At 62.6% G+C, this 14,846-nt stretch carries 12 protein-coding genes; 6 read left to right on the forward strand and 6 right to left on the reverse strand.

Translation table 11 applies throughout. The features are described 5' to 3' along the window. Positions 1 to 36: 36 nt before the first annotated feature. Positions 37 to 1,458 (forward strand): MFS transporter, encoded by a 1,422-nt coding sequence (locus K5E19_RS13160; RefSeq protein ID WP_221551596.1) that lies wholly within the window; start codon positions 37 to 39, stop codon positions 1,456 to 1,458. On the opposite strand, the gene K5E19_RS13165 is transcribed toward K5E19_RS13160, so the two are convergent. Genes K5E19_RS13165 through K5E19_RS13180 form a run of 4 tightly spaced genes read right to left on the reverse strand, consistent with a single transcriptional unit; the run spans position 1,421 to position 6,167 of the window. Continuing rightward, positions 1,421 to 2,242, reverse strand: a complete 822-nt coding sequence (locus K5E19_RS13165) for an alpha/beta fold hydrolase (protein ID WP_221551597.1) — start codon at positions 2,240 to 2,242, stop codon at positions 1,421 to 1,423. The genes K5E19_RS13160 and K5E19_RS13165 overlap by 38 nt on opposite strands. A 30-nt stretch (positions 2,243 to 2,272) precedes the next feature. Beyond that, positions 2,273 to 3,892 carry an MFS transporter gene (locus K5E19_RS13170; protein WP_221551599.1) on the reverse strand — a complete coding sequence of 540 codons (1,620 nt, stop codon included), beginning with the start codon at positions 3,890 to 3,892 and terminating at the stop codon, positions 2,273 to 2,275. Beyond that, on the reverse strand, positions 3,889 to 4,296 hold the full coding sequence (locus tag K5E19_RS13175; protein ID WP_032642739.1) for a DoxX family protein: 408 nt from the start codon (positions 4,294 to 4,296) through the stop codon (positions 3,889 to 3,891). Before K5E19_RS13175 ends, K5E19_RS13170 begins: the two co-directional genes overlap by 4 nt. Then, positions 4,296 to 6,167, reverse strand: coding sequence for an amidohydrolase (locus K5E19_RS13180; RefSeq protein WP_221551600.1), 1,872 nt, complete (start codon positions 6,165 to 6,167; stop codon positions 4,296 to 4,298). Before K5E19_RS13180 ends, K5E19_RS13175 begins: the two co-directional genes overlap by 1 nt. Before the next feature lie 218 nt (positions 6,168 to 6,385). Between K5E19_RS13180 and K5E19_RS13185 the strand changes: the two genes are divergently transcribed. The 5 genes from K5E19_RS13185 (at position 6,386) to K5E19_RS13205 (ending at position 13,608) form a co-directional block, all read left to right on the forward strand. Further along, positions 6,386 to 7,072, forward strand: coding sequence for a hydrolase (locus K5E19_RS13185; protein ID WP_008501349.1), 687 nt, complete (start codon positions 6,386 to 6,388; stop codon positions 7,070 to 7,072). A 61-nt stretch (positions 7,073 to 7,133) separates the two neighbouring features. Beyond that, entirely contained in the window at positions 7,134 to 7,355 is a 222-nt protein-coding gene (locus K5E19_RS13190; RefSeq protein WP_221551602.1) for a DUF1427 family protein, read from the forward strand. After that, positions 7,352 to 7,612 (forward strand): XapX domain-containing protein, encoded by a 261-nt coding sequence (locus tag K5E19_RS13195; protein ID WP_010427264.1) that lies wholly within the window; start codon positions 7,352 to 7,354, stop codon positions 7,610 to 7,612. Before K5E19_RS13190 ends, K5E19_RS13195 begins: the two co-directional genes overlap by 4 nt. A 23-nt stretch (positions 7,613 to 7,635) precedes the next feature. Further along, the gene (locus K5E19_RS13200; RefSeq protein WP_221551604.1) at positions 7,636 to 8,016 is read left to right on the forward strand and encodes a response regulator transcription factor; all 381 of its coding nucleotides are present in this window, start codon (positions 7,636 to 7,638) and stop codon (positions 8,014 to 8,016) included. Positions 8,017 to 8,025: 9 nt separating this feature from the next. Further along, a complete protein-coding gene (locus tag K5E19_RS13205; protein ID WP_221551606.1) occupies positions 8,026 to 13,608 on the forward strand; it encodes an ATP-binding protein in 5,583 nt (1,860 codons plus the stop codon). A 21-nt stretch (positions 13,609 to 13,629) separates the two neighbouring features. Here the strand turns inward: K5E19_RS13205 and K5E19_RS13210 are convergent, their stop codons facing one another. Both K5E19_RS13210 and K5E19_RS13215 read right to left on the reverse strand, forming a co-directional pair. Then, positions 13,630 to 14,229 carry a response regulator transcription factor gene (locus K5E19_RS13210; RefSeq protein ID WP_221551608.1) on the reverse strand — a complete coding sequence of 200 codons (600 nt, stop codon included), beginning with the start codon at positions 14,227 to 14,229 and terminating at the stop codon, positions 13,630 to 13,632. Positions 14,230 to 14,414: 185 nt separating this feature from the next. Next, positions 14,415 to 14,801 carry a VOC family protein gene (locus K5E19_RS13215; protein WP_221551609.1) on the reverse strand — a complete coding sequence of 129 codons (387 nt, stop codon included), beginning with the start codon at positions 14,799 to 14,801 and terminating at the stop codon, positions 14,415 to 14,417. Between the last annotated feature and the right edge of the window lie 45 nt (positions 14,802 to 14,846).

Raw genomic sequence — 14,846 nt, forward strand, 5'->3', positions numbered from 1 at the left:
CGGCCGACCGCCGGGCAACCAGGCAGGCATATAACAATGGCAACGACAATGAAAATACCGTCTCGCGAGTTGTGGTCTTATTTTGGCTATGGTTTAGGTCAGTGTTTTAGCTTTGGTTTAGTGGGTTCGTTTATTAACTATTTTTACACCGACGTGCTGGGGATTTCGGCGCTGGCGGCGAGCACCATCTTCCTGATTGCCCGCGCGTGGGACGCGGTTCACGATCCGCTGTTTGCCAGCATTATGGACACCATTAACAGCCGGTTCGGCAAGTTTCGCCACTTTTTGCTGATCGCCCCGCTGCTGATCACCGGCGTCACGCTGCTGTCGTTCTATAAAATCGAAGCGGACATGACCACCAAAATCCTCTACGCCGGGGTGACCTATATCCTGTGGGGGACGCTGTACGCCATCTCCGATATCCCGTTCTGGTCGATGTCGTCGGTGATGACCAACGACTCCGCCCAGCGCACCCGCGCGGTGACGGCGGCGATGCTCGGGGTCAACGCGGGGATAGCCTGCGCCAATATCTTCTTCCCGAAGCTGGCGGCGTTCTTCGCTCAGTACAGCAACGATAAAGGCTATTTTATGGCGGCGCTGGTGATGATGCTGGTGGGCCTGCCGCTGATGCTCAACGGCTTTATGCAGATCAAAGAGCGCGTGCCGCCGAGCCCGGAAAAGGTGACCATCCGCGACACCTTCCACAACCTGCGCCAGAACAAGCCGCTGTTTATCGTCCTGCTGTCGTTCTTCTTCTGCGTGTTCCACAACGTGGCGGGCGGGCTGTATATCTACTTCTTTATCAACAACCTGGGCGACGGCAGCCTGCAGATGGCGATTGGCGTGATGGGGATCGTGGCGGCGGTGCTGTGCCTGGTTGCGCCGATGCTGACGCGCCGGATGCAGAAGCGGAAGCTGTTTATGATCCTCTGCGGGCTGGACGTGGCGGTGCGCGTGGTGATGTGGTTTGTCGGGTATCAGCAGGTGACGATGCTGTTTATTCTGCTCGGCCTGAGCACGCTGTTCGTGATGATGACCAACATCCTCACCTCGTCGATGATTGCCGACACCATCGAGTACGCGGAGTACCACACGAACAAGCGCTGCGCTGCCATCACCTTCTCCGGGCAGACCTTTACGGGCAAGATGTCGGTGGCGGTGGGCGGCGGGTTAATCGGGGTGTTTCTGACGATGATTGGCTACGTGCCGCAGGCGCAAATTCAGAGCGAAGGCGTGCTGTCGGGACTGTTCTTCGGGATCTGTTTGTTACCGGCTATCGGCTCGCTGATCCGAATGGGCTTTATGTCGCGCTTTACCTTCACCGAGGAGAAGCATGCGGAGATTTGCCGGCTGCTGGCGGAGCGGAACGCGTCTGCGAAAGCGCCGGGTGGCGGCTGCGCCTTACCCGGCCTGGAAAAAATTACAGCGACTTCACAAACGCCAGCAGATCTTCGTTGAGCTGGTCCTGGTGGGTCAGCGCGAAGCCGTGCGGCGCATTGTCGTACACCTTCAGCGTGGCGTTTTTAATCATCTCTGCCGCCAGCTTGCCGGTGCTTTCAAACGGCACGATCTGGTCGTTGCTGCCGTGAATAACGAGCGTCGGCACGTCGATTTTCGCCATATCCGGGCGGAAGTCGGTTTCGCCGAACGCGGTCACGCAGTCGATGGTGCCCTTCAGCGACGCCAGCAGGGCGATGTTCAGCGTCTGGGTCAGGGCTCCGGCGGAGACGGTCTGCCCGGCGTTGATGCCGTAAAACGGCGTCGCGAAGTCGCTGATGAACTGGGCGCGATCTTTACGCAGTCCGTCGCGAATGCCGTCGAACACGCTCTGATCCACACCCTGCGGGAAGGAGTCGGATTTGCCGAAGATTGGCGTCACCGCGCCCAGCAGCACCAGACCGGCGACGCGCGCGCTGCCGTAGTTGTTGATGTAGCGCGTCACGTCGCCGCCGCCCATGGAGAAGCCCACCAGCGTCACGTCCTGCAGGTCTAGGGTGGTAATCAGGTCGTTGATATCGGACGCAAAGGTGTCGTAGTCGTAGCCGTTCCACGGCTGATCGGAGCGGCCAAAGCCGCGACGGTCAAAGGCGATGGCGCGGAAGCCGCGCTCCGCCAGATAGTTCAGCTGGCTGTCCCACATATCGCCGTCCAGCGGCCAGCCGTGGCTGAAGAGAACCGGTTTGCCCGCGCCGCAGTCTTTGTAGTAAATCTGCGTGCCGTCTTTTGCCTTAAACGTTGCCATAGTGTGTTCCTGTGCAGGTGATGGTTATGGTTATACCGGCGCGACCAGGTAGCGAATAGCCGGTGATGTTGTGCCCTGATGAAAAGCCAGAACGCGGCTCTGCAGCAGGAGGTCATTCATGGTGTGGCGCTCCTGCTGGCGCAGATGCTCAATCCAGGAGCCCATCAGGAAGGTCTCGATAAACAGGCCGGGGCGCTCAATATCTTCGTATACCGCCCAGCTCATCGCCCCGGCGCGGCGGCGCACCCGGCGCAGCTCGTGGACCGCCTCCAGGAAGGCCTTCGTGTTGTTTGGGTCGATGATGTACTCGTGCGACACCAGCACCGGGCCGCGCTCGTTGGGCAGGTCAATCTCCACGCCGTCCAGCGGCTGGCCGCTCAGGTCGAGGTTCAGGTCCGGATCTTTGCCCAGCTTCCAGCGGAACACCGTCGCGCTCGCCAGCACCATCCCCAGCGTGGCGACAACCAGCGAGGTCGGGGTGCCGAAGCGGGAAGCGATCTGCCCCCAGATGGCGCTGCCCGCGGTCATCGAGCCGAAGAACACCGTCAGGTAGACCGCCAGCGCGCGGGCCTTCACCCAGCGGGCGGCGCTGCGCTGCGCGCCGAGGTTGAGGGTGGAGAGCACCGCAATCCACGCGAAGCCGGTGAAGAATTCAAACAGATTGAGCAGCCAGACGTGGCGCACGAACGCCAGCGCCAGCATGGTGAGGGCAAAGGTCAGGCTGGCGGCCACCATCAGGCGGTCGGCGTCCAGCCGCTGGCGCAGGCGCGGCAGCAGGATCGCCCCGGCAATCGCTCCCAGGCCAATGCACGCCAGCATCACGCCGTAGCCCGCCGGGCCTAAGCCCAGCTCGCGGCGCGCCACCAGCGGCAGCAGCGCCCAGCCCGCGCTGCCGAAAACGAAGAAGGCCACCGTGCGCACCAGCACGTTGCGCAGCACCGGCGCGGCGTGTACGTAGCGAATCCCGGATCGCACCGCAGAGAAGAAGTGCTCCGGCGGCAGACGCTGAATGGACGGCGCCGGACGCCAGCGCCACAGCACCCACGCCACGCCGACCACGGAGAGCGCGTTCAGGGCAAACACCATCCACGGCCCGGCGAGCGAGAGCAGGAAACCGCCCAGCGCGGGGCCTATCGCCCGGCTGATGTTCACCCCGAGCGAGTTGAGCGCCACGGCGGCGCCCAGCTCCGGCTTGCTCACCAGATCGGGCACCACGGCCTGGAACGGCGGCGAGCTCATCGCCGCGCCCACGCTCAGCAGAAACGTCGCTACCAGCAGAACTGCGGGGGTGACGTGTCCGGTGAAGGAGAGCACCGTCAGCCCGGCGGCGGCGATGAACACCCACAGCTGGGAGAAGAGCAGGTATTTACGTCGATCTACGATGTCCGCCATCACCCCGGACGGCAGGGCGAAGAGGAACATCGGCAGGCTGCTGGCCGCCTGCACCAGCGCGATATCCAAAGGATCGGCGCTCAGGGTCAGCATGCTCCAGTTGATACCGACGTCGCTCATCCATGAGCCGACGTTAGAGACCACCGTGGCGATCCACAGCATGCGGAACACCGGCTGGCTCAGCGGCTGCCAGGGCGAAACCGCCGATGCGGGCGTCGTCTCGACGTGTGCGTCGCGAACGTCGTTAACCTGGGTCATGCGAACCTCTCCGCTGCCTTACGCTGCAGCCGCCACTGGCCCGGCCCGGTGAGGGCAAGGGTGGTGAAGATAATCAGCAGCAGCCAGCCAAATTGCCCTTCGGCAATCGACCAGTTCGGGTGGACCGCCAGCATCGCCACCAGCAGCACGGCGATAATCGGCAGGCACGCCAGGCGGGTGTACACGCCCGCAATGATAAACAGCGGGCAAATCACCTCGGCGACAATCGCCGGGATCAGGCTGGCGTAAGGCCCGAAGCCGAACGGATCTTCAATGCGCGTCAGCTCTTCGCTGAAGTGCAGCACCTTCGGCAGGCCGTGCACGTACAGCAGCAGCAGGCTGCCGGTCAGGCGCAGGAAGAACAGCCCCAGGTCGACCCGGGGCGGAGCAAAGGTGTTTTTCATCAGAATGCAAAGCAGCTGCAGCCCAGCGCCCCCCAGAAAGCGTTATCGTCGGACACCGGCATCTCTGACGTGCGGGCGAAATCATGCTGGTGGCTGTGCACCCCGCACGGGCCGCTGCAGTGGTGGATAGGGCTCATGCCGACGCGTGCGGCCTGCGGCGGCGCGCTGCGGTAGTGGCCCGGCACCTTGACCACCGGGGACCACTCGGGCAGAACCGGAATGGCAGGCGGCGCGAGCGGGCCAAAGCTGCCTGCGGCGTAAACGATATCGCCGTTGACCACCGTCAGGACGGACTCGATGCCCTTGATCTCCTCTTCCGGTACGCGGAAGTAGTCTTTGCTCAGTACCGCCAGATCGGCGAGCTGGCCGACCTTGATCTGCCCCTTCTGGTTCTGCTCGCTGGAGAACCACGCGCTGCCCTGGGTCCAGAGCATCAGGGCGGTATCGCGATCAAGACGGGCGCTGTGGTCGTACATCTGCATCCCGCCGACGGTGCGGCCGGAGACCAGCCAGTAGAGCGCGGTCCACGGGTTGTAGCTCGCCACGCGGGTGGCGTCCGTTCCTAAGCCCACCGGCACGCCGGTCTCGAGCATTTTTGCCACCGGCGGCGTATGGCGGGTGGCTTCGATGCCGTAGCGCTCGGCAAAGTATTCCCCCTGGAAGGCCATGCGGTGCTGGACGGCAATGCCGCCGCCGAGCGCTTTGATGCGGTCGATGTTGGCCTGGGTAACGGTTTCTGCATGGTCGAAGAACCAGTGCAGGCCGTTGAACGGAATGTCGCGGTTCACCTTCTCGAAGACGTCCAGCATGCGGCTGATGGATTCGTTATAGGTGGCGTGCAGGCGGAACGGCCAGCGGTGCTCCACCAGATGGCGCACCACGCGCTCCAGCTCGTCCTCCATGCCCGGCGCGAGGTCCGGGCGCGGCTCGAGGAAATCTTCAAAATCGGCGGCGGAGAAGACCAGCATCTCGCCCGCGCCGTTGTGGCGGAAGAAGTCGCTGCCCTGTCCCGGCGTGAGCATGTCGGTCCATTTTTCAAAGTCTTCCAGCTCGTGGCCCGGACGCTGGGTAAACAGGTTGTAGGCGATGCGGATGGTCATCTGCTTTTTCTCGTGCAGCTCGGCAATCACCTCGTAATCTTCTGGGTAGTTCTGGAAGCCGCCGCCCGCGTCGATGGCGCTGGTCAGCCCCAGACGGTTCAGCTCGCGCATGAACTGGCGCGTGGAGTTGACCTGCTGCTCCAGCGGCAGCTTCGGCCCTTTGGCCAGCGTAGCGTAGAGGATCATGGCGTTCGGACGGGCAATCAGCATCCCGGTCGGGTTGCCGTTGGCATCGCGCTGGATCTCGCCGCCCGGCGGGTTCGGCGTGTCTTTGGTGTAGCCGACCACCTTCAGCGCGGCGCGGTTGAGCAGGGCGCGGTCGTACAGGTGCAGGATGAAGACCGGGGTGTCCGGCGCGGCGTCGTTAATTTCGTCGAGGGTCGGCATGCGGCGCTCGGCAAACTGGAACTCGGTCCAGCCGCCCACCACGCGCACCCACTGGGGCGACGGCGTGCGCAGGGCCTGCTCTTTCAGCATCCGCAGGGCGTCGGCCAGCGACGGCACGCCTTCCCAGCGCAGCTCGAGGTTGTAGTTCAGCCCGCCGCGGATCAGGTGCAGGTGCGAGTCGTTCAGGCCGGGGATGGCGGTGTGGCCTTTCAGGTCCACCACCTTGGTGCCGTCGCAGTGGTGTTGCATCACCTCGGCGACGGTACCCACTTCCAGAAATTTTCCGTCGCGCACGGCAACGGCTTCCGCGACGGGGTTCTCGCGATCGACGGTGTGAAACTGGCCGTTAACCAGAATGAGATCGGCTTTACCGAGGGTAACCATAAACTGCTCCTGACTGAGAGGGGAATGGTCAGGATTATGGGAACCGGTTTCGGCAAAGATCCAGTTATACAATAGGATAGGTATACCAAAGTATAACTATACCTAAGGTTAACTATACGAAGAGATAATTACGCGCAGGGACGGAAAACCGCAGGATGAGGGTGACTTTATCGTCGCGGCGCTCGCGGCGATTTCACCCTTAACCACTGGAAAATGCTATGACCTCTTCAAAGCTCGAAGTGTTAACCCCTGCGAACTGTCAGATCATCTTTATCGATCACCAGCCTCAGATGGCGTTTGGCGTGCAGTCTATTGATCGTCAGGTGCTGAAAAACAACACCGTGGCGCTGGCGAAAGCGGCTAAGGTGTTCAACATTCCAACCATCATCACCACCGTTGAGACCGAAAGCTTCTCCGGTAACACCTATCCGGAACTGCTGGACGTGTTCCCGGGCCAGGACATTCTGGAGCGTACCTCCATGAACTCCTGGGACGACCAGAAGGTGCGCGACGCGCTGAAGGCCAACGGCAAGAAGAAGGTGGTGGTAGCCGGCCTGTGGACCGAAGTGTGCAACAACAGCTTTGCCCTGTGCGCGATGCTGGAAGGCGACTACGAAATTTATATGGTGGCGGACGCTTCCGGCGGCACCTCCAAAGAAGCCCACGACTACGCGATGCAGCGCATGATCCAGGCGGGCGTGATCCCGGTGACCTGGCAGCAGGTGATGCTGGAGTGGCAGCGCGACTGGGCGCGTAAAGAGACCTACACCGCGGTGATGGATATCGTGCGCGAGCACTCCGGCGCGTACGGCATGGGCGTCGATTACGCCTACACCATGGTGCACAAAGCGCCGTCTCGCCAGAAGAGCGAGCACCGCACCTTAGCGCCGGTCCCGGCCCGCTAAGTTCCGCTGGCGGGCTGGTCCCTCATCCGGCTCGCCGCTGCCTCTTTCTCTGGAGTTCACAATGAGTATTGGGCTGATATCCCTTGCGGCAGGCGTGTTAATTGGCCTGATGTATGCCGTGCTGAAGGTGCGTTCCCCCGCGCCGCCCGCGCTGGCGCTGATTGGCCTGCTGGGGATGCTGGCGGGCGAACAGGCGACGCGCCATCTGTTATCCCGCGACGCTGCGCCCCCTCCTCAGGCGACCGTTCCGCAGGCCAAATCGCAGACGGGAGCGTCCTCATGAAAGCATGGATAATTTCGCTGGTGTGCGGCGTGGTTGCTGGGGTAATTTACGCTCTGCTCGACGTCCATTCCCCGGCGCCGCCGGTTGTCGCCCTGCTTGGCCTGTTTGGCATGCTGGTGGGCGAACAGCTCATCCCGGTGGGACGGCGTTTACTGAGTCGCGAACCGCTTACCCTCGCCTGGTTTCGTCACGAATGCGTACCGAAAATCAGCGGCACGGCGCCTCCTGCGCCCGCGAAGGACGATCGCGACGTTTAATGATTTACCAGAGGAAAGACAGCATGACGCTGCCGTGGCGCATTGCCATCATTGATGACGAACGTTCCGTCCGCAGCGGGCTGAGTAATCTCCTGGAGTCGGAAGGCTATGCCGCCGATACGTTTGATTCGGCAGAGGTGTTTCTGAGCCATCCGCTCGCCCTGTCCGGCGCAGCGATGGTGATCGCCGATATCAAGCTGCGGGGCATGAGCGGCCTGGAGCTGTTTGAAAAGCTGCGGCTGCTGGCCGTTCCCCCGCCGCCCGTGATTTTTATCTCCGGTCATGCTGATGAAAATATGCAGCGGTACGCTCTTGATCTGGGCGCCGCTGCATTTTTGCGTAAGCCTATTAACATCGATATTCTGCTGGATCATATTCAGCGGGAGATGGCCCGCCGACAATAAGGATCGCGGATGAACGAACACGAGCAGCCTGCATTCTGGCCCGCCCAGGGGAATCTTCACCAGGGGCGGGTTTTTGTCCTTAAAGAGGATGTGATTTTTACCGTGCTGGCGCAGGAGGGCGGTATCGCCTGGATGCACGCGCGACATCCTCATTCCGGCGGCTCGTTCATTATCGCCACCGCGGTGAGCGACGAAGAGGAAGAGCGGGCCACGCGGCTGCTAAAAAACGAGTTTGCGCTGCGCGACCTGCTGCAGGACAGCTGGGCCATCCGCGCCGTTGCCTCCACCCAGTACCGGGGGCGCTTTGCGCTGGTGTACGCCCCGTTTCCGTTTGAGCTGCTGGCGCTGCGCGCGGGCAGGGCGATCTCGGGCATCACGTGCTTTCTCGAGATGGCGATCCAGATCTGCGTTCCCCTGCGCCAGATGCATCTGCAAAACCTGATCCACGGCGATATCAAGCCCGGCACTATTTTTGTTCATCACGATGCCACCTGCCGTCTGGGCAGCTTTGGCCTTTCCAGCAGTCTCTCCGATGCCATCACCCAGACCCGGCTTGCCGTTTCAGGCGGTACGCCCGCGTATATGTCTCCGGAGCACACCACCCGCACCCAGCGCCCCGTCGACGGCCGCAGCGATCTCTACAGCCTCGGCATGGTGCTGTATGAACTCCTGACCGGACGCCTGCCGTTTGAGCTGGGGAAGGACGAACAGACCAACTGGGCGCACTACCATATTGCCTCGGCGCCGCTGGCCCCGGACGCGATCCGCCCGGACGTGCCGGAAATGCTGTCGACCATCATTCTGAAGCTGCTGGAAAAGCACCCCGATAACCGCTACCAGACGGTCGACGGGCTGATTGCCGACCTCCGCCGCTGCCAGGCGACGCTGACCTGCGAGGGCGAGATTGTCGCCTTTACCCCCGGCCAGCAAGACCGCACCCCGGCGATCCATCTGGCGGACTCCCTCTTCGCGACGCATCCGCAGGCGAATGACGTCGTGGCCGCGTTTGAACGGGTGGGGCAGAGCCTGGTGCCGGAGCTGGTGACGATCGGCGGGCCGTCGGGGATCGGCAAATCCTCGATTATCGCGACGGCGCTCAAAACGCTGCAGCAGCGTACGGTGCTGCTGGCGGTAGGCAAAGTCGATCAGTTTTCGCCATCGCTGCCCTACGGCGTATTAAGCTCCGCGTTCCGCACCCTGACGCTGCACCTGCTGGGACTGCCCGCAGAGGACGTGGCGAAGTGGAAAATCCGCCTGTCTCGCGCCCTGGAGGGGCACGAGGCGCTGGCCGTCAGCCTGGTGCCCGAGCTGGGCCTGCTGCTGGAGAGCAAGCCGCGCTTCTCGGCGGATACGTTTTCCATTGATGCCCGGGCGCGCTTCAGCCATATGGTGCTGGCGCTGGTAAAAACCTTTGCCTCGCAGGGCTGCCCGCTGGTGCTGGTGCTCGACGATCTCCAGTGGAGCGACGCCGCCAGCCTGCATACGCTCAAATATCTGCTGATGAACTGCGGCGCTGTTCCGCTGCTGGTGGTCGCGGCCCACCGGGATATCAGCGCCGTGCCCGACGCCGCCCTGCAGGCGCTGCTGGCGAGCCTGCCGGAGGCGGCGCAAAACGCGAGCGAGATTGTCCCGCAGGCGCTTTCCGTGAAAGCGGTGGCGCGCTGGCTGGCGACGGTATTTCGCACCCGCAGCGCGGCGACGACCGATCTCGCCACGCTGATCCACGAGAAGACGGGCGGCAACCCGCTCTTTGTGCACGAGTTTTTCCGCCGCATCGTCGATGACGGCCTGGTGGTGCACAACAAATATCAGGACAAGTGGCACTACGATCTGCAGGCGATCCGCGCCAGGCATTACACCGAAAACCTCGTCACCCTGGTGCTGGAGCAGCTCGAAGAGCTGCCCGACGAGACGCGCCGCCTGCTGGGCAGCATCGCCTGCCTCGGCGGCACGGGCGAGATGGAGATGATCTGCCGCGTGGTCGGCATGTCGATGGCGGAAATGCGCTATGCGCTGCACCCGGCGGTAATGGCCCAGCTCATCGTGCTGACGGAAAAAAAGTACGCCTTCACCCACGACCGGGTGCAGGAGGCGGCCTTTGCGCTGCTGGAACGGCATGAGAAAAGCCATATTCACCTGACGACCGCCAGCCTGCTGGCCGACGCCGCGCGTCAGGCGGCGGGGAACGAGCTGCTGTTCCGCGCCGTTCACCACGTCACGGCCGCGCTGGACAGCATCCAGCCCGCGCCGCAGCGGCAGATGTTCCGCGAGCTGAGCCTGCTGGCCGCGCGACGCGCGAAGCGTTCGGGAGATTACCTTTCGGCGCTCGGCTATATCCAGACCGCCAGAGCGCTGGGCAACGCCGGGACGGTGTCGGACTTTATGCTCGATATCGAAGAGGCGGGCTGCGAGTTTGCGCTGGGGCACCTGGAGCGCACCCGCGAGCTGTGTGACGCCATTCTCGGCTGCCCCGGTGGGCTGACCGAAAAGGCGCTGGCGGCCAACCTGCTGGTGGAGGTATACATTCGCCAGTCGGACAGCCGTCTGGCGCTGGAGGCGGCGCTCTGCTGGCTGGGGATTTTCGGGATCCAGATTAGTCGCTATCCGGAAGATGCCGACTGCGACGAGGCCTGGGCACTGTTTTGCAACCGCACGGCCGACGCGCCGCAAAACCTGTTTGCCCAGCTGTCGCTAATGGATAACCCGGAAACCGAAGCGGTGATGAACCTGCTTTACAGCGCCAGCATCTGCGCCAGCTTCATCTGCCCGCGCCTGCACTTTTTGCTGCTCTGCCGCATGATGCACCTGACCCTTGACCACGGCATTACCGGCGCGTCCACCACGGCGATGGCCTGGTTTGGCGTGCTGATTGGCCACCGCTACGCCGAGTACCGCCTCGGGTTCCAATACGGCACCCTGGCCCGCGAGCTGGTCAATCGCCACGGCTACGACGCGTTCGAAGCCAAAACCCTGCTGCCGCTCGACCAGCTCAGCGTCTGGACCCAGCCTTTATCCTTTACCATCGAGTGCGCGAAGGCCTGCTTCACCTCGGCGGTGACCCACGGGGATATGACGATGGCCTGCTTTGCGGCCTGCCATCAGGTGATTAACTTCCTCTCGCGGGGCGATCACCTGGACGGGGTGCTGACCAGCATCGATCGCGGCCTGGCGTTCGTGCGTAAAACCCACTTCCAGGACGTGGAAACCATTCTGATGGTCCAGCGCGGCTACGTTGAGTTTCTGCGCACGCCGGTCATCGGCACCTGGACCGCGGCGCAGGTGCTGCCGGAGGCGCTGCTTCCCGCGTCGCCGGAGCAGGCGCCGGAGAAGAACTCCACCATGCTGTTCTGGTACTGGCTCTATCGCGGCATGGCGCACTTTACCTGCGGCGAATATGCCGATGCGCAGGCGGATCTCGAGATGGCGGGCTGGTACGCGTGGTCTGCGCCGGGGCACATCCATCTGCTGGATTACCATCTCTACAGCGCGCTGGCGCTCTCCCGTCAGCTGACGCCGGAGACCTTCTCGGCGAATCACCGCCGCAGCATTCACGCCCACTACGACAAAATAGCCCTCTGGGCGCGCATTAATCCCGGCACGTTTGCCGATAAAGAGGCGCTGATCTACGCCGAAATCGTGCGTCTGGACGGGATGAACAGCATTGCACTCGAGCAGTATGAGAAGGCGGTCCGGCTCTCCCGCGAGGGCGGGTTTAACCCGATCAACGCCCTGGCCCACGAGCTGGCGGGCCGCTTTTCGCTGGCCTGCGGCTACCCGACCGCCTCGGACGCGCACTTCCGCGGCTCGATTGCCGCCTGGGGCCGTGCGGGGGCGCAGGCCAAGGTGCGCCAGCTGGAGCAGGATTTCCCGCACCTGCTGGCCTCCGGGCAGGCCAGCGCCTACGACACGGTGGCGTTCGCCCAGAACGAGACCATCCGCGATCTGCAAAGCGTCATCAAAGCCTCCCGCGCGCTGTCGGAAGAGATTAACCTTGAGCGCCTGATCGAAAACCTGATGACGATCCTGCTCGAACGCGCCGGGGCGCAGCGCGGTCTGCTGCTGCGCGTGAGCGAGAGCCTCATCCCGGAGATCGAGGCCAGCGCCTGGACCAGCACCGAGGGCGTGCGGGTGCGGATCCTGAAAGACGTGCCGACGGCGACCGACCTGCCGCTGTCGGTGCTGGCGGCGGTGATCCGCACCGGGCAGGAGATCCGCACCGGCAGGCCGGAGGAGTTCCATCCCTTCAGTCAGGATCCCTATCTGGTGACCTCGGGGGCGGCGGTGATGTGCGTCCCGATGTTCAAACAGGCGCGGCTGGTGGGCGTGCTGTATCTGGAAAACCGCCTGATGCCGGAGGTCTTCACCGCCGAGCACTCGCGCGTGGTGAGCCTGCTGGGCGCGCAGGCGGCGGTATCCCTGGAGACGGCGCGGCTATACGCCGAGCTGCTGGCGGAGAACATCCAGCGCCGACGGGTGGAGAAAGAGCTGCGATCCAGCCAGACCTCGCTGATGCTCGGCGAGCAGATCAGCCACACCGGCAGCTGGCGCTGGGAGCTGGAGCAGGATCTGATGTTTGTCTCGGAAGAGTACGCCCGCATTCTCGGCCTGCCCGAACGGCAAAAGATGATCTCCATGGCGGAGTTTTTGACTTTCGTTCATGAGGACGATTACGCCCGCATCAGCGCCATTGTCACCGAGAGTGTGCGCGACGGGCTCTCCATGCGTGCGGAGTTTCGCGTTAAGCGTCCCGACGGCTCAACGCGCTATATCCTCGGGATTGGCGATCCGGTGGGCGTGGGTAGCGAGGTGAACGAGTATTACGGCATCATCACCGATATCACCAGCCAGCGCGCCGCGGAGGATGCCATGCGGGTCGCGCAGGCGGATCTGGCGCGGGTGTCCCGGGCCACCACCGTTGGGCAGCTGACCTCCTCCATCGCCCACGAGATCAACCAGCCGCTGATGTCGATCGTCTCGAACGCCGGGGCGAGCCTGCGCTGGCTCAGCCGCGAGCCCGCCCGGTTGGATAAAGTGCGCGAAGGGCTGGAGGAGATCGCCGCGGAAGGCGAGCGGGCGGGGGAGATCATTCGCAGCATCCAGTCCCTGACGCGCAAGCAGGATCCCACCTTCTCGCGCATCGACATGCACTACCTGATCCACCATATCATCACGCTTTCGCGCAGCGAGCTGGAGCAGCGACACATTAGCGTTGATTATCTGTTAAGGGCGCAGGACAGCTTTATCACCGGCGATAGCGTGCAGATTCAGCAGGTGCTGCTAAATCTGGTGATGAATGCGGTAGAGGCGATGGCCGAGGTGAAGGATCGCGCCAGCACCATTACCCTCAGCACCGCCAACGCGGACGGGAAAGTGATCGTCGAGATCGCCGATACCGGGAGCGGCATTGAGCCCGAGCGGCTGGAGCAGATTTTTGACTCGTTCTACTCCACCAAAGCGCAGGGGATGGGGATGGGGCTGACCATCAGCGCCAGCATCATCGAGCGCCACTGCGGGAAGCTGAGCGCGCGCCGTCGGGAGCCGTACGGCACGGTGTTTGCGTTTGCGCTGCCGCAGGCGGCGCAGGAAGGGTAAAGGTTACTCCGCGGGCAGGCTTTAGGTCAGGCGCTCAACGGCCCTGACCAGCTCCGCCACCGAGCGCACCTGCATTTTCTCCATCACGCGGCGACGGTGTACCTTCACCGTGATCTCGCTGACGCCCAGCTCGGCGGCAATCTGCTTGTTCAGCATGCCGCTTATCGCCAGCGTCAGCACCTCATGCTCGCGCGGGGTGAGGGACATGTGGCGCTGCTTCAGGGCGTAGTGCTCTTTATTGCGCTCGGCGTTGTGTTCCGCCAGCTGAAGCGCGGACTCGATGGCGTCAATAAGCGCGGTGGATTCGACGGGCTTGGTGAGAAATTCGTACGCGCCGCCTTTAATGGCGCGCACCGACATCGGGATAGTGCCGTGGCCGGTAAGAAAGATAATCGGGATCTCGCGCCCGCTGTCCTTTAGGGCGTCAGCCACCTCAAAGCCCGAGATGGCGGGCATTTGCATATCGAGGACCACGCACGACGGCAAATCCTCAAAGCGGTGTTGAAGAAACGCTTCTGCCGATGAAAAGCCGACGGCGTTCAGGTCTGCCGAATCCAGCAGCCCGATCACGGACTGCCTGACTGCGTCATCGTCATCTACCACATACACAATGTGTTCCATTCACCGCCCCGGTGCTGATTGACATGTCGAGGATGCAAACAATCCCGACCGTTACGTAAGGGACTGTTTATGCTGACTTTCATCTTAACACATTAACTATCATTATCATTTCACAATATGATAACAGTATGAAGATGAAGTATAGCGATACGTGACCGGGGCGGCTAAGCAACGAAACGCTGATTTTATGCACCCACAAGCTCGATGCGGTTGCCGTCCGGATCCGCAATTACGGCTTCATAGAAGCCGTCCCCGGTCATGCGCGGGGCGCTGAGCAGCGTGCCGTTTGCCTGCGCCCGCTGGGCCATGCCGTCCACCTGCGCTTTGCTGCCGACGTTGATGGCGATATGCGCCCAGCCGATAAACTCCGGGTGGGCAGGGGCACCGGGCAGATCCGGCAGTGTCATCAGCTCGATGGTCGGCCCGTTATCCAGCGTAATAAAGTGTGATTCAAAACCGGGACGATTTTTACTGACGTAGCGTTCGTTACTGCGGCCATTAAAAACTGTTTCCCAGAACTCAACCTGGGCGTTCAGGCTGCGGGTCCAGAGTGCGACATGTGCAATATTCATAATAACCCTCGTTGTTTGTGTTGCGCGGTTGTGCAACATTATGCG

The organism is Enterobacter sp. RIT637 (genome assembly GCF_019718755.1).
Taxonomy (GTDB): domain Bacteria; phylum Pseudomonadota; class Gammaproteobacteria; order Enterobacterales; family Enterobacteriaceae; genus Enterobacter.

Excerpts from the sequence above, each read along its gene's own strand:
- K5E19_RS13160 (WP_221551596.1), top strand. The coding sequence starts at position 37 with ATGGCAACGACAATGAAAATACCGTCTCGCGAGTTGTGGTCTTATTTT.
- K5E19_RS13165 (WP_221551597.1), bottom strand. The coding sequence starts at position 2,242 with ATGGCAACGTTTAAGGCAAAAGACGGCACGCAGATTTACTACAAAGAC.
- K5E19_RS13170 (WP_221551599.1), bottom strand. The coding sequence starts at position 3,892 with ATGACCCAGGTTAACGACGTTCGCGACGCACACGTCGAGACGACGCCC.
- K5E19_RS13175 (WP_032642739.1), bottom strand. The coding sequence starts at position 4,296 with ATGAAAAACACCTTTGCTCCGCCCCGGGTCGACCTGGGGCTGTTCTTC.
- K5E19_RS13180 (WP_221551600.1), bottom strand. The coding sequence starts at position 6,167 with ATGGTTACCCTCGGTAAAGCCGATCTCATTCTGGTTAACGGCCAGTTT.
- K5E19_RS13185 (WP_008501349.1), top strand. The coding sequence starts at position 6,386 with ATGACCTCTTCAAAGCTCGAAGTGTTAACCCCTGCGAACTGTCAGATC.
- K5E19_RS13190 (WP_221551602.1), top strand. The coding sequence starts at position 7,134 with ATGAGTATTGGGCTGATATCCCTTGCGGCAGGCGTGTTAATTGGCCTG.
- K5E19_RS13195 (WP_010427264.1), top strand. The coding sequence starts at position 7,352 with ATGAAAGCATGGATAATTTCGCTGGTGTGCGGCGTGGTTGCTGGGGTA.
- K5E19_RS13200 (WP_221551604.1), top strand. The coding sequence starts at position 7,636 with ATGACGCTGCCGTGGCGCATTGCCATCATTGATGACGAACGTTCCGTC.
- K5E19_RS13205 (WP_221551606.1), top strand. The coding sequence starts at position 8,026 with ATGAACGAACACGAGCAGCCTGCATTCTGGCCCGCCCAGGGGAATCTT.
- K5E19_RS13210 (WP_221551608.1), bottom strand. The coding sequence starts at position 14,229 with ATGGAACACATTGTGTATGTGGTAGATGACGATGACGCAGTCAGGCAG.
- K5E19_RS13215 (WP_221551609.1), bottom strand. The coding sequence starts at position 14,801 with ATGAATATTGCACATGTCGCACTCTGGACCCGCAGCCTGAACGCCCAG.